Genomic DNA, 17,316 nt, shown 5'->3' on the forward strand with positions numbered 1-17,316 from the left:
GAACCCTCTTCATGACCCTTTCCGCACCCCGCGTCGCCGCCGAACACCACTTCCGCACGCACGACGGCGAATCGCTTTTCTACCGCCACTGGCCGGCCACGGGCGCCGCGCGGCGCGGTGCCGTGCTGCTGTTCCACCGCGGCCATGAGCACGGCGCGCGCATGGCGCATCTGGTCGACGAACTGGACCTGCCCGACTTCGACTTCTTCGCCTGGGACGCACGCGGCCACGGCCGCTCGCCAGGCCAGCGCGGCTACAGCCCCAGCTTCGGCACCTCGGTGCGCGACGTGCAGACCTTCGTGCAGCACATCGCCAGCGCGCACGGCGTACCCGAGCACGACATCCACGTGGTCGCGCAGAGCGTGGGCGCGGTGCTGATCGCCACCTGGGCGCACGACTACGCCCCCAAGGTGCGCGGCCTCACGCTGGCTTCGCCGGCCTTCAAGGTCAAGCTCTACGTGCCGTTCGCGCGGCCGGGGCTGGCGCTGATGCAGAAGCTGCGCGGGCTGTTCTTCGTCAACAGCTACGTGAAACCGAAGTTCCTCACGCACGACCCCGAGCGCATCGAGAGCTACAAGACCGATCCGCTGATCACGCGCCCGATCGCCGTCAACATCCTGCTGGGCCTGTACGAAGCGGCCGACCGCGTGGTGGCCGACGCCAACGCGATCACGCTGCCGGTGCAGCTGCTCATTTCCGGCGCGGACTGGGTGGTGCACCACAAGCCGCAGCACCAGTTCTTCGACCGGCTGGGCAGCGCGGTCAAGACGAAGACGGTGCTGCCGGGCTTCTTCCACGACACGCTGGGCGAGAAGGACCGGGCACCCGCGGTGGCATCGATCCGCGAATTCATCCTGCAGCGTTTCGACGAACCGGCCGTGCCGGTCGACCTGCGCGAGGCGCACCTGAGCGGCCACACGGCCGAGGAATCGCGCGCGCTGGCCGAACCGCTCTCGCCCCTGTCGCCGCGCGGCGCCTACTGGGCGATCACGCGCGGCGGGCTGCGCGTGGGCGGGGCGCTGTCCAGCGGCATCGCGCTGGGCCACGCCACGGGCTTCGATTCGGGCAGCACACTCGACTACGTCTACCGCAACCAGCCGCAGGGCAAGGGCGCGCTGGGCCGGTCGGTCGACAACACCTACCTGAACTCCATCGGCTGGCGCGGCATCCGCCAGCGCAAGATCCACGTCGAGGAGCTGCTGCGCATCGCGATGGAGCGGCTGGTCGAGATGCACCGCGAAGTGCGGGTCATGGACATCGCGGCCGGCCACGGCCGCTACGTGCTCGACGCCGTGCTGGCCAGCCCGGTGAAGGCCAGCTCGATCCTGCTGCGCGACTACAGCGACATCAACGTGCGCGACGGCACGGCGCTCATCGCCGAGAAGGGCCTGGAAGACGTCGCCCAGTTCGTGCAGGCCGACGCCTTCGACCGCGTGAGCCTCGCGAGCGTCACGCCGCGGCCCACGCTGGCCGTGGTCTCGGGCCTGTACGAGCTGTTCCCCGACAACGAGATGGTGCGCCGCTCGCTCGCGGGCGTGGGCGACGCGGTGGAAGACCGCGGCTACCTGGTCTACACCGGCCAGCCCTGGCATCCGCAACTTGAAATGATCGCGCGCGCGCTCACCAGCCACCGCCAGGGCGAAGCCTGGGTGATGCGCCGGCGCACGCAGGCCGAGATGGACCAGCTGGTCGAAGAAGCGGGCTTCCGCAAGATCGACCAGCGGGTCGACGAGTGGGGCATCTTCACGGTGTCGCTGGCGGTGCGCGTCGCGCAATGACCGGCTGGCTGGCACAACGGCCCTGGAAGCGCGCCGCCGCGTGGCTGGTGTTCCTGGGGCCGCTGTTCTACGCGACCTACGGCTTCGCCAACTGGTGGGCCACCACGCGCACCAGCGTGCCCTCGATGGCCTTCGACTGGGAGCGGCAGGTGCCCTTCTGGGCCTGGACGATCTTTCCGTACTGGACCATCAACGTCTTCTACGCGCTGTCGCTGTTCCTGGCGCGCGATCGCCACACGCTGGACCGGCATGCGTTGCGGCTGGTGAGCGCCACGCTCATCGCCTGCACCTGCTTCATCCTCTGGCCGCTGCACTTCAGCTTCGGCCAGCCGGCGGTCGAGGGCGCGCCGGCCTTCCTGTTCGACGCACTGCGCGGCTTCGACCAGCCGTACAACCAGGCGCCCTCCCTGCACATCGCGCTGGCCGTGATCCTGTGGGACTGGTACCGGCGGTTCATCCGGCCGCTGTGGGCACGGTGGGTGCTGCATGTATGGGCCTTCGCGATCTGCGCCTCGGTGCTCACCACCTGGCAGCACCACTTCATCGACATCCCGACCGGCGCGCTGCTGGGCATCTTCTGCGTATGGCTGTGGCCGATGGCGCGCCAGGTGTCGATGCTGCGCGCATGGCGCCTTGCGCGCGATCCGCAGCGGCTGAAGCTCGCAGGCTTCTATGCCGTGGGCGCGGCGCTGTGCCTGGGCGTCGCACTGGCGACGGGCGGCGTGGCGCTGTGGCTGGCATGGCCGGCGGCGGCGCTGGCGCTGGTGGCGCTCAACTACCTCGGCTTCGGCGCGCGCGGCTTTCAGATGGACGGCCACGGCCGCATGGGCTGGGCGGCGCGCTGGCTGTTCGCGCCCTATCGCCTGGGCGCGGCCGTCAACGCGTGGCTATGGACGCGCAGGCTGCCCGCCTCGGTCGAGGTCGTACCCGGTCTGCGGCTCGGCCGGCGCCCCACGCACGCCGAATGGCTCGCCGCCGGCCAGCCCCGGCTCGTGAGCCTGTGCGCCGAACTGCAACTGCCGGCCGGCGTGCGGTCCACGCACGCGCGCTGCGTGCCGCTGCTCGACCTGGTGGTGCCGCCGCCCGTGCGCCTGCGCCGCGCCGCGGCCGTGATCGAAGGCCAGCGCCGTGCCGCCGCGCGTGACGGCGCGACGGTCTGGGTCTGCTGCGCCTTGGGCTTCTCGCGCAGCGCCGCCGCCACGATCGCCTGGCTGGGCCGCGACCAGGGCCTGGCGCAGGCCGAAGACACCGTGCGACGCGCACGTCCGCAGATCGTGCTGCGCGCCGCCTGGCGTGCCGCGCTCGCCCCCACACCTGACACCCCCTCGCGCCATGACTGACAACGAACGCGCCACCTGCACCGCCTTGGCCGGCCTGCTGCGCGCCGCCACCGTGCTCGCCTTCTGGGGCCTCGCGCTCACCTGCATCGCCGCGCTGGTGCTGGCGCTCACCATGCGCGGGCTCTCGAACACCGCCATCCTGGCCTTCGCCTCGGTGATGGTGCTGGGCGTGCTCGAACGCTACTTCGCCTTCCGGCTGCGGCTGGACCAGGCGCTGTTCGAAGGCTTGGCCAGTGGCCAGATCGCCTCGCTGGGTGCGCTGGACAACGCGCTCTCCGTGCTCGGGCTGCGCGACCCGCCGCCGCACCCCAGCGCCCGCGCGCTCGCCGACCGCGTGCAGGGAACCCGCCAACTGATGCAGCGTCACGCCATCGTGATCGCCTGCCAGAACGCGCTCTTCCTGCTCGCCCTCATGACACAGGAACTCGCTTGAACAACGACAACGGCAACCACACGAACGACAACAGCAAGAGCAGCAGCAGCGACGACAGCGCACGCCCAAGTGCCATCGTGCGCCGCGGGCTCGCGGTGGTGGCGGGCAAGCTGATCATCGGCGCGGCGGGCCTGCTGACCGGCGTGCGCGCCATCTGGTCGGGCACGAGCCCCAAGGCCGAGCAGACGCTGTACTTCGCCAACCACACGAGCCACGGCGACTTCGTGCTGCTGTGGGCCACGCTGCCGCCCGACCTGCGCGCCCTCACGCGGCCCGTGGCCGGGCAGGACTACTGGGAGGCCTCGAAGCTGCGCAACTTCATCGGCAAGGACGTGTTCAACGCGCTCATGATCCGCCGCGACGGCTCCGGCCAGGGCGGCAACCCGGTTGACCAGATGAAGGAGGCGCTGGAAGGCGGCGACTCGCTCATCATGTTCCCCGAGGGCACGCGCAACACCGGCGACGAGATCCTGCTGCCGCTCAAGAGCGGCCTCTTCCACCTGGCGCGCGCCTGCCCGCATGTGCGGCTGGTGCCGGTGTGGATCGAGAACCTCAAGCGCGTGCTGCCCAAGGGCGTGCTGGTGCCGATTCCGCTGGCCTGCACGGTGCGCTTCGGCACGCCGATCGTGCTGGAAGAAGGCGAGGACAAGGTGTCGTTCCTGGCCCGCGCGCGCGCGGCGATGCTCGACATGCGCCCCGAGTACGACCGCATCGACACCAACGGAAACAACGGCAGCAACGGCAACAACAACCAGAACGGAGGGACCGCCTCGTGATCGAACTGTCCCCCTTCGCCTGGACCACCTTCAAGCTCTTCGGCGGCGTCTTCGGCGTGCTCGTGCTGGCCTCGGCCATCGGCGCGCTGCTCAAGTGGCGCGTGGCGCACGGCCAGCCACATTCGGTGATCGACAACCTCAACTCGCGCGTCAACGCGTGGTGGGTGATGGTGGCGGTGATCGGCCTGGCCTTCGCCTTCGGCAAGGGCGGCGTGATCGTGCTGTTCTACCTGATCTCGTTCTACGCGCTGCGCGAGTTCATCAGCCTGGCCTACACGCGGCGCGGCGACCACGGCGCGATCGCGCTGGCCTTCTTCGTCGCTCTGCCGGGCCAGTACTTCCTGATCTGGATCGACTGGTACGGCCTGTATTCGATCTACATCCCGGTCTACGCCTTCCTGCTGCTGCCCATCCTGGCGGCCGTGGGCGGCGACACGCAGCGCTTCCTCGAACGCACCTCGAAGATCCAGTGGGGCCTGATGGTGTGCGTGTTCTGCATCAGCCACGTGCCGGCGCTGCTCACGCTGCAGATCCCGGGCTTCGAGGGCCGCAACCTGCTGCTGATCGCCTTCCTGGTCATCGTGGTGCAGGGCAGCGACGTGCTGCAGTACGTGTGGGGCAAGCTCTTCGGCAAGCGCAAGGTGGCGCCCGAACTCTCGCCCTCCAAGACCTGGGAAGGCCTGATCGGCGGCGTGGCCAGCGCCACCGCGCTGGGCGCGGCGCTGTACTGGGCCACGCCCTTCAACCCGTGGCAGGCCGCGCTCATGGCCTTCATGATCTGCCTGCTGGGCTTCTTCGGCGGGCTCGTGATGTCGGCCATCAAGCGCGACCGCGGCGTGAAGGACTGGGGCTCCATGATCGAAGGCCACGGCGGCATGCTCGACCGGCTCGACTCGGTGATCTTCGCGGCGCCGATCTACTTCCACGCGCTGCGCTACTGGTGGGTGCCGTGAGTCCGGCGGCGAAGAAAACGACGGCAAGCAAGGCGCTCAAGGCCGACCGCATCGTCGACGACACGCCGCTGGAATGCGCCGACGCAGCCGCACTGCTGCGCTGGTACCAGAAGCACCATGCGAGCCACGCCGGCGTCTGGCTGCGCATTGCGAAGAAGGCCAGCGGCATCGCCTCCGTCGACCACTCCGAAGCGCTGGAGATCGCGCTGTGCTTCGGCTGGATCGACGGCCAGCGCAAGAGCCAGGACGCGCAGTTCTTCCTGCAGCGCTTCACGCCGCGCACCGCGCGCAGCACCTGGTCGAAGATCAACCGCGACAAGGTGCTGAAGCTCATCGACGAAGGCCGCATGCAGGCCGGCGGCCTGGCCGAGATGGAGCGCGCCCGCGCCGACGGCCGCTGGGACGCGGCCTACGACGCCGCCAGCGTGGCCACCGTGCCGCCCGACCTGCAGGCCGCGCTCGACGCCAACCGCAAGGCCAAGGCCTTCTTCGCCACGCTGGATTCGCGCAACCGCTTCGCCATCCTGTTTCGCACGCAGGGCGCGAAGAAGCCCGAGACACGGGCCCGGCGCATCGCGCAGTTCGTCGACATGCTGGCCAGGGGCGAGAAGATCCACCCCTGAGAAGGTGTGAGGCCTGGAATCACTGCGGCCCGGTGCCGGTCGCGATGGCCCTGAGCTGGTCCGGGTCGACGATCCGGATGCGCTTGTAGCTCATGTCGATCACGCCTTCGGCGACCAGCCGGCCCAGCTCCTTGTTGATCGTCTGGCGCGACAGCCCGAGCATCGCCGCCAGGTCGTTCTGCGACAGGCGCACGGGCAGGCTTGCGGCGGCTTTCACCTGCATGCCGTAGAAGTGGATCACGCTCATCAGCGTGGCGGCCACGCGCCCGCGCACCGAGTTCAGCATCTGGTTCTGCAGCAGCGACACGCTCAGCCGCTGGCGCTGCAGGGCCATCTCGGCCACGCCGCGCCACAGCATGGGCTCGGTGTTGAGCACCGCGATCACGGCGTCGCAGGGCAGGTGGACGATCACCGAGTCTTCGTGCGCGTGGTAGTCGTAGGGCAGCGGCACTTCCGCGAGCAGGCGCACCAGCGGCGCCACCTGCCCGGGCCCGAGCAGCGCGTTGACGTACTTGCGCCCCACCGGACTCATGCTGCTGATTTCCAGGCTGCCTGACACCACCGCCAGCAGCTCGCGCTTGTGGCGATCGCGCGCCAGCACCTGCGTGCGGCGGCGGTAGCGCACCAGCCGCGCCGACTTCATCAGCTCGGCCCGGCGCGCGTCGGGCCAGTGCTGGAACAGCTCGTTCCAGCGCAGCCCGCGATCGAGCAGCTCGGCGCTCTCCTGCGCGTCCTTGGTGGCTTTGGCGGTGGAAACAGACGATCGGGCCAGCGGGTTCTCCCTGCCTTGATGTTCATGAATCTGTCAAAGCGTTGACAGATTCAGCGGGTCTTCATTTCTATCGTAAGCCCCGGACCTCGACAAGCACACAAGCGGCACCGCCCTGCCCCCGCAGGCGGCACACCGCACCTGGAGACACATCACATGAAGAAGACAGCCGCCGCCGGCCTCGCGCTGACGGCTTCCGCCCTTGCGCTCGCGCAAAGCACCGTGACCGTCTATGGCACAGTCGACCTGTACATGGCGCACGCCAAATCAGGCAACGCCTCGTCGACGCGGCTCGAGGACGGCGGCCAGACCGCCTCGCGCCTGGGCTTTCGCGGCACCGAAGACCTCGGCGGCGGCCTGGGCGCGCACTTCACGCTCGAGAGCGGCTTTGCGCCCGACACCGGCAACGGCACGCTGCCCGGCCCCGCGATGTCGTTCAGCCGGCAGTCCTTCGTGGGGTTCTCGGCGCCGTGGGGGCAGATCGACGCGGGCCGCATGTACACGCCGATGTTCTACGCGCTGTTCAAGGCCGACCCCTACGGCCTGAACTCGGTGTTCTCGCCCATCAACCTCGTGGCCGCCACCGACGCGCAGCCGGGCATGACACCCTTCGCGGCCCGTGCCAGCAACATGGTGCGCTACCGCACGCCGGCCAGCATGGAGTTCTTCGCCGACGTGGCCTACGCGCCGGGCGAGTCGAGCGCGCCGAGCCACCAGAGCGGCAACGTCTACGGCGGCAACTTCGGCTGGTCGCGCAAGCCCTACTACATCGCCTACGCCTTCCAGCGCGCGCGCTCGGGCTCGGCGGCAGCGCCCGTGGCCTCGCCCGCCACCACGACCTACCAGGCGCTGACCGGCTCGTACGAGCTGCCGTCGATCGGCCTGCAGCTGTACGCCAGCTACGTGCGCAACGCCTCCAGCCTGCCCAACGTGCCGACCGCCAAGCTCGTGAACCTGGGTGCCACCTACAACGTGACACCCGCGTCGAACCTGATCTTCGGCGCCACGCAGCGCAAGGTGGCCGAGAGCGACCGCTCTCAGCTGGCCTGGACGCTGGGCTACGACTACTACCTGAGCAAGCGCACCGTGGTCTACGCGCGCTGGCTGCGCCTGCTGAACCGGCACGGCGCCTCGGCCTCGCTCGCGACCATCCCCGTGGTGGTCAACAGCGGCAACGACGTGCGCGTGCTCGCCACCGGCATCCGCCACAACTTCTGACACCCGCCCGACCTCCGACTTCTCTCCCCATGGATTTCTTCTCTTCGCAAACCGAATCCCTCTCGGCCCTGTTCGCACCGCGTTCCATCGCGGTGGTCGGCGCCTCGTCCAACGCGCAGAAGATCGGCGGCATCCCGGTCGACTACCAGCGCCGCTTCGGCTTCGCGGGCGCGCTCTACCCGGTCAACCCGAATGCCGACCGCATCCAGGACCTGCAGGCCTTCCCGAGCCTGCGCGCCATCGGCCAGCCGGTGGACCTGGCGATCCTCGCGGTGCCCTCGGCGCTGGTCGACGGCGCGCTCGACGATGCGATTGCAGCCGGCGTGAAAGGCGTGGTGCTGTTCTCTTCGGGCTTCGCGGAAGTGGGCGCGGAAGGTGCAGCTGCACAGGCGCGGCTCGGCGACAAGGCGCGTGCCGCCGGCATGCGGCTGATCGGCCCCAATTGCCTGGGCTTCATGAACGTCGCGCGCCATGTGTATGCGACCTTCTCGCCGGCCCCCGGCGTGGGCCTCGTGAAACCGGGGCGCATCGGGCTGGTGAGCCAGTCGGGCGCGTTCGGTGCCTATGCGTACGCGATGGCGCGGGCACGCGGCGTCGGCCTGTCGCTGTGGGCCACGACCGGCAACGAGGCCGACGTGCAGGTCGCCGACTGCCTGGCCTGGCTCGCGCAGGACCCGGGCACCGACGTGATCATGGCCTACATGGAAGGCTGCCGCGACGGCCCCCGGCTGCGCGCGGCGCTGGCCCTGGCGCAGGCCCACGGCAAGCCGGTGGTGATGGTCAAGGTCGGGCGCACCGCGCTCGGCGCCGAGGCTGCTGCCTCGCACACGGCCTCGCTCGCGGGCGACGACGCGGTGTACGACGCCGTGTTCCGCCAGTACGGCGTGCTGCGCGCGCGCAACCTCACGGAGTTCTTCGACCTGGCCCACAGCGCGGCCGTGGCGGGCCGCCCGCGCGACCGCTCGATCGGCCTGTTCACGGTCTCGGGCGGCGTCGGCGCACTGATGGCCGACGATGCCTCGGCGCAGGGCCTGGATGTCCAGCCGCTGAGCGAGGCCGCGCAGGACACGCTGCGCAGCTGGGTGCCCTTCGCCGCGCCGCGCAACCCGGTCGACATCACGGGGCAGGTCACCAACGACATGACGCTGATGGAACGCACGGCCCGCGTGATGCTGGACGACCGCGGCTTCGCGTCGTGGATGGGCTTCATGGCAGCGGCCGGCGCATCGGACGCGTTCTGGCCGGTGCTGCGCGCGCTGGTGAGCTCGCTGCGCGAGGCCTACCCCGACACGCTGCTGGCGGTGAGCACGCTGCTCACGCCGGAGCGCCGCGCCGAGCTCGAAGCGATGCGCTGCCTGGTGTTCGCCGACCCGTCGGACGGCATCCGCACGATCGCTGCGCTGGCGGGACTGAAGCCTGCGGCGGCCGCGGTTGCAGCGCCCGCGTCGATCAAGGCGGCATTGACGCTCGCCCCCGGCACGATGTCCGAACCCGACGCGCTCGCGCTGCTGGCTGACGCCGGCGTGCCCGTGGTCGCGCACCGCGTGGTGCACAGCGCCGACGAGGCCGCAGCCGCTGCCGATGCGCTCGGCGAAGCGGTGGTGGTGAAGATCGTCAGCGCCGACATCCCGCACAAGTCGGATGTCGGCGGTGTGGCGCTCGGCCTGCGCGGCGGGGCGCAGGCGCGCGCGGCCTTCGAGCGCACGCGCGACCGCGCGCTCACGGCGCGGCCCGATGCGCGACTGGACGGCGCGCTGGTGGCGCGCATGCTGACCGGCGGTGTCGAGTGCATCGCGGGCGTGCACCGCGACCCGGTGTTCGGGCCGGTGCTGATGTTCGGCCTGGGCGGCATCCACGTCGAGACGCTGCGCGACGTGTCGCTGCGCGTGCTGCCCGTCACGCGCGACGACGCGCTGGCGATGGTGCGCGAGCTGCGCGCCTTCGCGATCCTGAACGGCGCACGCGGCCGTCCGCCCGTCGACCTCGGCGCGATCGCCGATGCGCTGTGCGCACTGGCCGACTTCGCGCAGCGCGCGGGCGACTCGCTCGACAGCGCCGAGATCAACCCGCTGATCGCACGCCCGCAGGCCGAGGGCGGCTGCGTGGCGGTCGACGCGCTGGTCGTCGGCCGCGCGCCCTGACAAACACCCCCGAACAACAACCACCGGAGACATCGCATGACGACGACATCGAAGAACGGCTTTTCGCGCGCACTCGGCCTGGGTGTGGCGCTGGCCCTCACGGCCGGCGGCGCGGCAGCAGCGACGGAAGCGCCCTACCCCTCCAAGCCCGTGCGCATCATCGTGCAGTACCAGGCGGGCGGCTCGACCGACATCCTCGCGCGGCTCGTGGCCGAAGGGCTGTCCAAGCGGCTGGGCCAGCCGGTGGTGGTCGAGAACCGCAGCGGCGCGGGCGGGATCATCGGTACCGACTACGTCGCCAAGAGCGCGCCCGACGGCTACACGCTGCTGCTGACGGTGCCGGGCCCCGTCACCGCGAACCTGGTGCTCTACAGCAAGCTGCCCTACGACCCGCGCACCGACCTGCGCATGGTGTCGGACATCGCCACCACGCGCACCGTGCTGGCGGTGCACCCGTCCATCCCCGCCACCGACTTCAAGAGCCTGATCGCCGCCGCCAAGGCCGCGCCCGGCAAGTACTCGATGGGCTCATGGGGCCCGGGCACGCAGCCGCACCAGATCCAGGTCTACATGGACAAGGCCTACGGCCTGCAGACGCTGCACGTGCCCTACAAGGGCGAGAGCCCGATGGCGATCGACCTGATCGGCGGCGTGATCCAGATGACGGTCGGCACCACCACCACGCTGCAGCCGTACATCAAGGCCGGCAAGCTGCGCCCGTTGGCCGTGGCCGGCACCCGGCGCGCCCGCGCGCTGCCCGACGTGCCGACCTTCGCCGAGCAGGGCTACGCCGACGAGGTCTACACGATGACCGGCCCGACCTCGCTGATGGCGCCGGCGAAGACGCCCGATGCCATCGTCGAGCGCCTGGGCCGCGAGGTCAGCGCGGTGGTGCGCCAGCCCGAGGTGAGCCGGCGCATCGAGGAACTCGGCGCCGAGCCCGTGGGCAACCTGCCCGCCGAATCCGCCGCGGCCTACAAGGCCTTCCTGCCCGTGACGCTGAAGCTCACGCAGGCCACGGGCGTGAAGCTCGATTGAACCGTCTTCCCACACCTTCTTCCACGAACCCCAGCTCCGAGGTCTTTCCCATGAACGCTCCCGTTTCCGCTCCCGCCTCCGTTCCCGATCTTGCCGTCGCCCGCAAGGCGCTCGCCCGCTCCATCGGCCTGGCCGCCTTCGTCTACGGCTATCCGCTCACCGAGACCTACCGCACCTGCGCCATGCAGACCGCGCCGCGGGCGGAACGCCGCGCCGGCGCTTCTGCGGGTTCGGACGTGCGCGCGCCGATGAACACGCTGCACCACGCGCCACGCCCCTCGACCGACCAGGACCGCGACGTGGTCACGCCCGCCAACGACCTGCTCTACACCATGGCCTGGCTGCACCTGGCCGACGGGCCGATGCTGCTCACGGTGCCCGCGTCGTCGCGCCATCCGGGGCGCTACTTCGTGCTGCCGCTGTACGACGCCTACACCGAGAACTTCGAGAACCTGGGGCCGCGCAACTGCAACCCCGAGGGCGAGACCGTGGTGCTCGTGGGCCCCGGCGGCACGGTGCCTGAATCGCTCGCAGCCCACCGTGTGGTGCGCTGCCCGACCGACCTCGTCTGGCTCATCGGCCGCATCCTCGTGGGCGACGAAAGCGACTGGCCGGCCGCGCGCGCGCTGCAGTCGGAGATCCAGCTGAAGCCGGCCCCCGGCACGGTGCTGAAGGGCCGCCCGGCCGCCATCGAGCAGTGGGCCGGCCCGCACGAGGACGCGATGGCCGCCGCCTTCGAGCACGGCGAGCCCGCCGCGCAGGTGGCGCCGCGCTTCTTCACCAACGTGTGCCATGCGCTGGCCGAGGCACCAGGCCGCGTGGAAGACCGCGCGCTGGTCGCGTGGTTCGGCCAGGGCGGGCTGCTGGCGAACGCCGCGTTCTCGTGGGACGCGCTGGAAGAACCGCTGCGCGAAGGCCTGATCGAAGGCTTCGCCGACGGCGTGCAGCTGGTCGGCGCGGTGGGCCGCAACCGCCGGCCCAAGCCCTGGTCGATGACGCCGGCCACCGGCCGCTACGGCAACGAGTTCCTCGGCCGCGCGCGCACCGCCTACCTGGGACTGGGCGCGCTGGCCACCAGCGAAGCCGTGTACGCCGCCGCGCACCACGACGCGAACCAGGAGCCGCTGGACGGCCAGCGCCGCTATGCGATGCGCTTCGAGGCCGGCGACCTGCCGCCCGCGGACGCCTTCTGGTCGGTCACGCTGTACGACAGCGACCGCTTCCTCTACCCCAACGACATCCGCCGCCATGCGATCGGCGACCGCACGCCCGGCCTGAAGCGCGGCGCCGACGGCAGCCTCGAGCTGGTGGTGAGCCACGCACGCCCTGCCAACGCCGGTGACATCGCCAACTGGCTGCCCGCGCCGGCCGGGCGCTTCTACCTGATCCTGCGCATGTACTACCCGCGCGAAGGCGTGCAGAGATGGCGCATTCCGGCGCTGCAGACGCTGCAGTCGAAAAAGGACTGAGCGCGATGCAGCCGCACACCGACACCCTGCACGCCGTGGCCGAAGAGGCCGTGGTCTACGCCTACCCGCTCTACGAGATGTGCCGCATGCGCGCGGCCACCTCGCCGCAGCGCACCGATGCCGCCGGCGAGGCGCCCAAGCCCCAGCGCTGGTGCAACGTGTTCACGCACGCGCGCCAGCTGCTGCGCGCGGGCAAGAGTCGCGTCGTCACGCCGAACAACGACACGCTCTACACCAACGCCTGGCTCGACCTGGGCGACGGCCCGCTCGTGATCGACGTGCCCGACACCGCCGGGCGCTACTACGTGCTGGGCCTGCTCGACTTCTTCACCAACCCCTTCGCGCACCTGGGGCAGCGCCTCACGGGCACGGCCGCGCGGTCCTTCGTGCTCACGCCGCCGGGATGGCGCGGCACGCTGCCCGCGGCCTTCGACGCACCGGGTGCGCGCATCGAGGCGCCCACGCGCTGGCTGTGGATCATCGGGCGCCTGCTGGTCGACGGCCCGCAGGACGTGCCCGCCGTCAACGCGCTGCAGGACGGCTTCCTCGTGCGCACGCTGGCCGACTGGCAGGCCGGCCGCGCCTCGCCGCCGCGCGCCTTCGATCCGGCCTGCGACCCGAAGGCGCCGCTCACGGCGGAGCATTTCGCCGCGCAGGTGAACGCGGCGTTGCACGACAACGCACCGCCGGCCGGCGATGCGGCGCGGCTCGCACGCTACGCGGCGCTCGGCATCGGTCCCGGCGCAAAGCCGCTCGACGACAGCCAGCGTGCCGCATTGCAAGCCGCGCTCGACACCGTGCTGCCGCGACTGCGCGAAGCGAACTCGGGCCGCACCACGGCCTCGGGATGGGTGCAGATGCCGCTCGTGGAAGGCAGCTTTGGCGACGACCACCTGGCGCGCGCGCTGATCGCGCTCAAGTACATCGGCATGCTCGAAAGCCGCGAGGCCACCTACCCCATGGCCTGGCACGACGCCGCAGGGGAGGCGCTCACCGGCCAGCGCCGCTACACGCTGCGCTTCGCGCCCGATGCGCTGCCGCCGGTCGACGCCTTCTGGTCGCTCACGATGTACGACACGCGCGACTACATGCTGGTCGACAACCCGATCGATCGCTACGCCATCGGCGACCGCACGCCGGGCTTGCGGCGCGACGCGGACGGCGGGCTCACGCTGCACATCCAGCACGCGCGCCCCGAGGGCGAGGCCGCATTCGCCAACTGGCTGCCGGCGCCCGAAGGCAGCTTCTACCTGTGCCTGCGCGCCTATGTGCCGCGCGCCGAACTGCTCGACGGCCGCTATGTGCTGCCACCCCTCACCGTGACCAAGGATTCCACATGACCGCCACCGTCGCAAAACCAGAAAACAAGGAAGAAGAAAAGCCGTTCCTCATCGTCGGCACCGGCACCGAGACCGTCGCGCCGGGCCTGCACATCCTGCGCGGACAGGGACAGTCCTTCGTGGCCGAGACCGATGCAGGCCTGGTCGTGATCGACGCCGGCCCTGGCGGCTCGGTGACGCAGGGGATGATCGATGCGTTGCGCCAGCTCAGCGACGCGCCGGTGCATGCGCTGTGCTTCAGCCACGGCCACATCGGCTACAACGCCGGCGTGCCGATGTGGCTGGCGCATGCCGCCGCGCGCGGCGAAGCGCCGCCGCGCATCATTGCGCACCGCAACGTGCCGCGCCGCCTCGCGCGCTACCGCGAGACGATGGCCCTGCAACACCGCATGGCCGAGATCCAGTTCAACCGCCCCGCCGGCTTCTTCGACCACCGGCTGGTGACGCATCCGCCCACCGAGACCTTCGACGACGTGCTGCAGATCGGCAGCGGCGAGCGCCGCATCGAGCTGCGCTGGGCGCCGTCGGAAACCGACGACGCGATCGCGCTGTGGAGCCCGGCGCAGCGCGTGCTGTACGGCGGCGCGGCGCTGATCGACTCCATTCCCAACATCGGCACGCCCTTTCGCACCATGCGCGACACAGTGCGCTGGGCCGACACGCTGGAGGCGCTGGCGGCGTTGAAACCGCGCAAGGCGGTGCGCGAATTCGGCGCCACGCTCGAAGGCGAAGAGCAGGTGCAGCACGTGCTCACGCACACGGCCCGCGCGCTGCGCTGGCTGCGCGCCGAGGTGGTGCGGCTCATGAACGAAGGGCTCAACGAGCGCGACATCCTGGCGCGCGTGCGCTTTCCCGACGAGCTGTTCGCGGTCGACTGGATGAAGCCCACCTACGGCGACCCCGGCTACATCGTGCGCGACATCTACCGCTCGGAGAACGGCTGGTGGGACCGCAACCCGACCTCGCTGCATCCGGCCGCGCCCGAGGCCATCGGCCGCGCGGTGGCCGATGCCATCACCGACAAGCGCGGCGTGATCGACCGGGCGCGCACGCTGGCCGCAGGCAAGCAGTGGCAGCTCGCGCTGCATGTGATCGACCTGCTGGCGACCGCCGAGGGCGGCGCCCCCGAGATCGCGGAGGCGCGCTCGCTCAAGGCCGAATGGCTGCGCGAGCGGGCGCGCGAGGTGCCCAGTTACGTCTCGCGCAACCTGTATCGCGTGGGCGCGGACATGATCGAACAGGGCACGCAGGCACGCTTCGGCATCCGCTGAGGCCTTTCCATCGGAGACACGGACCATGACAACCACAACATCCTTCCGCCCCGGCCTGCGCACGCTGCTGGCCGCCTGCACCCTGGCCGCGCTGGCCACCGCCAGCCATGCACAGCCCGGCAACGCCGACAGCTACCCCGACAAGCCCGTGACGCTGGTGGTGCCCACCGCGCCGGCCGGCGGCACCGACACCATGGCACGGCTGATCGGCGATGGTCTCGGCAAGATCCTGAAGCAGCCCTTCGTGGTCGACAACCGCCCGGGCGCCAACGGCATCCTCGGCAGCGAGGTGGTGGCGCGCGCCACGCCCGACGGCTACCGGCTGCTGTTCACCTACGCCGCGACGATGGTGGTGAACCCCAGCCTCTACAAGAAGCTGCCCTACGACCCGGCCAAGGACTTCATGCCGATCGCGCAGGTCGGGCGCGGCGGCAACCTGCTGCTGGTGCGCAAGGACCTGCCGGTGAAGACCCTCCAGGAGTTCGTCGCCTACGTCAAGGCGCGCCCCGACAAGCTCAGCTACTGCTCGTGGGGCAACGGCTCGGGCGGCCATTTGGCGATGGAGAGCCTCAAGAAGCAGGCCGGCCTGGTGATGACGCACGTGCCCTACAAGGGCAGCGGCCCCTGCGTGCAGGACCTCGTGGGCGGCCAGGTGGACGCGGCCTTCGCCGACATCTCGTCCACCGTGGAGATCGTGCGTGCCGGCCGCATCCGGGCGCTGGCCAACAGCGGCCCCTCGCGCATCCCGATGCTGCCCGACGTGCCGACCATGACCGAGAGCGGTTTCCCCTTCACCACCTACGCCTGGTACGGCCTGCTGGCACCGGCCAAGACGCCGCCGGCCATCGTGAAGAAGCTCAACGAGGCCGTGAACCAGGTGCTGCGCGACCCCGCGGTGGTGCGCCGCATGTACGAGCTGAACTTCAACGACCTGCCGCAGAACACGCCCGAGCAGTTCGCCACCACCATCCGCAGCGACCTGCGGGACTGGGGCGCGCTGGTGAAGGACATCGGGCTGACGCTCGAGTGACAAGGTGTGAGCGCCCGGAGCGGCCTGACCAAGGGTAAGCAACATGGTCAGCCGGCGGCGGCTCCCCCACACTGCGCCGTGACAGGCACGGTTTCTGCTCATCGGCTCGGCGATGGCGGCTGCGCCAGCGCGCACCATGACCGAGCTCCTTCACTTCACCCGGAAACTCACCGCCGAGGCCCAGGCGCAGGCCTCGGGCGTGGGCGCCTGGGACCAGCACTACGAACAGCTGTCGAACGGCCGCTTCGAGGGACTGGCCGAGGACCTGCACCTGGATTTCGTCCAGGTCTTCCACGAGCGCGCCAACCAGACGGTGCTGCAGCGCGGCCGCGGCCGGCCGGGCGCCATCGCCTTCGCGCTCACCGACGCGTCCGCCCCGGGCAGCTGGTACTGCGGCCACGACCTCGGCGGCCGGCAGCTCAGTGCGCTGCCGCCGCAGGGCGAGTTCGAGCTGCTGGCCGGCGCCGGCATGGACCTGATGGCCGTGTGCGTCGACACCGAACCGCTGGCCAACCTGGCCGCCACGCTGTTCGGCCCCGACTTCGAACTGCGCATGCCAGTGCCCGCGCCGGTGCAGCACCCCGGCTTCGACGAGACCGCCTTCACCCGCCTGCTGGGTGCCGCCCTGTCGCTGGCGCGTGACAACCTCGCGCAGCTGGAGCAGCCGGCCGCGCGCCACATGCTGTCGCTGTCGCTGGCCGACGCGGTGCTGCACTGCCTGGGCTCGGACGCCTTCGAGGCCCGGCTGCCCGCCAGCACGGCGGCGCGCCGCCACATCGTGGCGAAGGCGCGCGAGTACATGCAGGCGCACGCCGACGAGCCGATCAGCGTGCCCGACCTGTGCGTGGCCACCGGCGTGTCGCGCCGCTCGCTGCAGTACGCCTTCGAGGACGTGCTGCACCTGAGCCCCGTCACCTACCTGCGCGTGATGCGCCTGAACCGCGTGCGCTGCGAGATGCAGGCCTGCCGCGAAGACACCATCGGCGACATCGCCGCGCGCTGGGGCTTCTGGCACCTGTCGCGCTTCGCCATCGACTACGCCCGCCTGTTCGGCGAACTGCCGTCCGCCACGCGCGCGCGGTGGTTTGCCAAATCTTGATAACGCCCGCGCCGGCGGCGCTCTTAACTTCGCGGTTG

15 protein-coding genes are annotated in these 17,316 nt (G+C 70.7%); 14 read left to right on the forward strand and 1 reads right to left on the reverse strand.

Annotated elements, in window-relative coordinates:
- Positions 1-11: 11 nt before the first annotated feature.
- From D3H34_RS05475 to D3H34_RS05500, 6 genes are all read left to right on the forward strand, one after another.
- On the forward strand, positions 12-1,778 hold the full coding sequence (locus D3H34_RS05475) for a bifunctional alpha/beta hydrolase/class I SAM-dependent methyltransferase (protein WP_119552418.1): 1,767 nt from the start codon (positions 12-14) through the stop codon (positions 1,776-1,778).
- Positions 1,775-3,118 (forward strand): phosphatase PAP2/dual specificity phosphatase family protein, encoded by a 1,344-nt coding sequence (locus D3H34_RS05480; protein ID WP_119552419.1) that lies wholly within the window; start codon positions 1,775-1,777, stop codon positions 3,116-3,118. The genes D3H34_RS05475 and D3H34_RS05480 overlap by 4 nt, the downstream gene beginning before the upstream one ends.
- Entirely contained in the window at positions 3,111-3,551 is a 441-nt protein-coding gene (locus tag D3H34_RS05485) for a hypothetical protein (RefSeq protein WP_119552420.1), read from the forward strand. The genes D3H34_RS05480 and D3H34_RS05485 overlap by 8 nt, the downstream gene beginning before the upstream one ends.
- 74 nt (positions 3,552-3,625) lie before the next feature.
- A complete protein-coding gene (locus D3H34_RS05490) occupies positions 3,626-4,327 on the forward strand; it encodes a lysophospholipid acyltransferase family protein (RefSeq protein ID WP_119552513.1) in 702 nt (233 codons plus the stop codon).
- Positions 4,324-5,280, forward strand: a complete 957-nt coding sequence (locus tag D3H34_RS05495; RefSeq protein WP_119552421.1) for a phosphatidate cytidylyltransferase — start codon at positions 4,324-4,326, stop codon at positions 5,278-5,280. The genes D3H34_RS05490 and D3H34_RS05495 overlap by 4 nt, the downstream gene beginning before the upstream one ends.
- On the forward strand, positions 5,277-5,903 hold the full coding sequence (locus tag D3H34_RS05500) for a YdeI/OmpD-associated family protein (protein ID WP_119552514.1): 627 nt from the start codon (positions 5,277-5,279) through the stop codon (positions 5,901-5,903). The genes D3H34_RS05495 and D3H34_RS05500 overlap by 4 nt, the downstream gene beginning before the upstream one ends.
- Before the next feature lie 19 nt (positions 5,904-5,922).
- Here the strand turns inward: D3H34_RS05500 and D3H34_RS05505 are convergent, their stop codons facing one another.
- The gene (locus D3H34_RS05505) at positions 5,923-6,546 is read right to left on the reverse strand and encodes a Crp/Fnr family transcriptional regulator (RefSeq protein ID WP_286185466.1); all 624 of its coding nucleotides are present in this window, start codon (positions 6,544-6,546) and stop codon (positions 5,923-5,925) included.
- 282 nt (positions 6,547-6,828) lie between these two features.
- Here D3H34_RS05505 and D3H34_RS05510 point away from each other — a divergent pair, with 282 nt between their 5' ends.
- The 8 genes from D3H34_RS05510 to D3H34_RS05545 all read left to right on the forward strand — a co-directional run bounded on the left by D3H34_RS05510 (position 6,829) and on the right by D3H34_RS05545 (position 17,278).
- Complete coding sequence (locus D3H34_RS05510) at positions 6,829-7,890, forward strand: porin (protein ID WP_119552423.1); 1,062 nt, start codon at positions 6,829-6,831, stop codon at positions 7,888-7,890.
- 29 nt (positions 7,891-7,919) lie between these two features.
- Positions 7,920-10,031: an acetate--CoA ligase family protein gene (locus tag D3H34_RS05515; protein ID WP_119552424.1), complete on the forward strand. Its 2,112-nt coding sequence runs from the start codon at positions 7,920-7,922 to the stop codon at positions 10,029-10,031.
- Between the two features lie 36 nt (positions 10,032-10,067).
- On the forward strand, positions 10,068-11,069 hold the full coding sequence (locus tag D3H34_RS05520) for a Bug family tripartite tricarboxylate transporter substrate binding protein (RefSeq protein ID WP_119552425.1): 1,002 nt from the start codon (positions 10,068-10,070) through the stop codon (positions 11,067-11,069).
- 50 nt (positions 11,070-11,119) lie between these two features.
- Positions 11,120-12,538: a DUF1254 domain-containing protein gene (locus D3H34_RS05525; protein ID WP_119552426.1), complete on the forward strand. Its 1,419-nt coding sequence runs from the start codon at positions 11,120-11,122 to the stop codon at positions 12,536-12,538.
- Between the two features lie 5 nt (positions 12,539-12,543).
- Complete coding sequence (locus D3H34_RS05530) at positions 12,544-13,878, forward strand: DUF1254 domain-containing protein (protein WP_119552427.1); 1,335 nt, start codon at positions 12,544-12,546, stop codon at positions 13,876-13,878.
- Positions 13,875-15,149, forward strand: a complete 1,275-nt coding sequence (locus D3H34_RS05535) for an alkyl sulfatase dimerization domain-containing protein (RefSeq protein WP_119552428.1) — start codon at positions 13,875-13,877, stop codon at positions 15,147-15,149. The genes D3H34_RS05530 and D3H34_RS05535 overlap by 4 nt, the downstream gene beginning before the upstream one ends.
- A gap of 25 nt (positions 15,150-15,174) precedes the next feature.
- A complete protein-coding gene (locus D3H34_RS05540; RefSeq protein ID WP_119552429.1) occupies positions 15,175-16,179 on the forward strand; it encodes a Bug family tripartite tricarboxylate transporter substrate binding protein in 1,005 nt (334 codons plus the stop codon).
- A gap of 136 nt (positions 16,180-16,315) precedes the next feature.
- Complete coding sequence (locus tag D3H34_RS05545) at positions 16,316-17,278, forward strand: helix-turn-helix domain-containing protein (protein ID WP_147400386.1); 963 nt, start codon at positions 16,316-16,318, stop codon at positions 17,276-17,278.
- Positions 17,279-17,316: the final 38 nt, after the last annotated feature.

The organism is Acidovorax cavernicola (assembly GCF_003581445.1).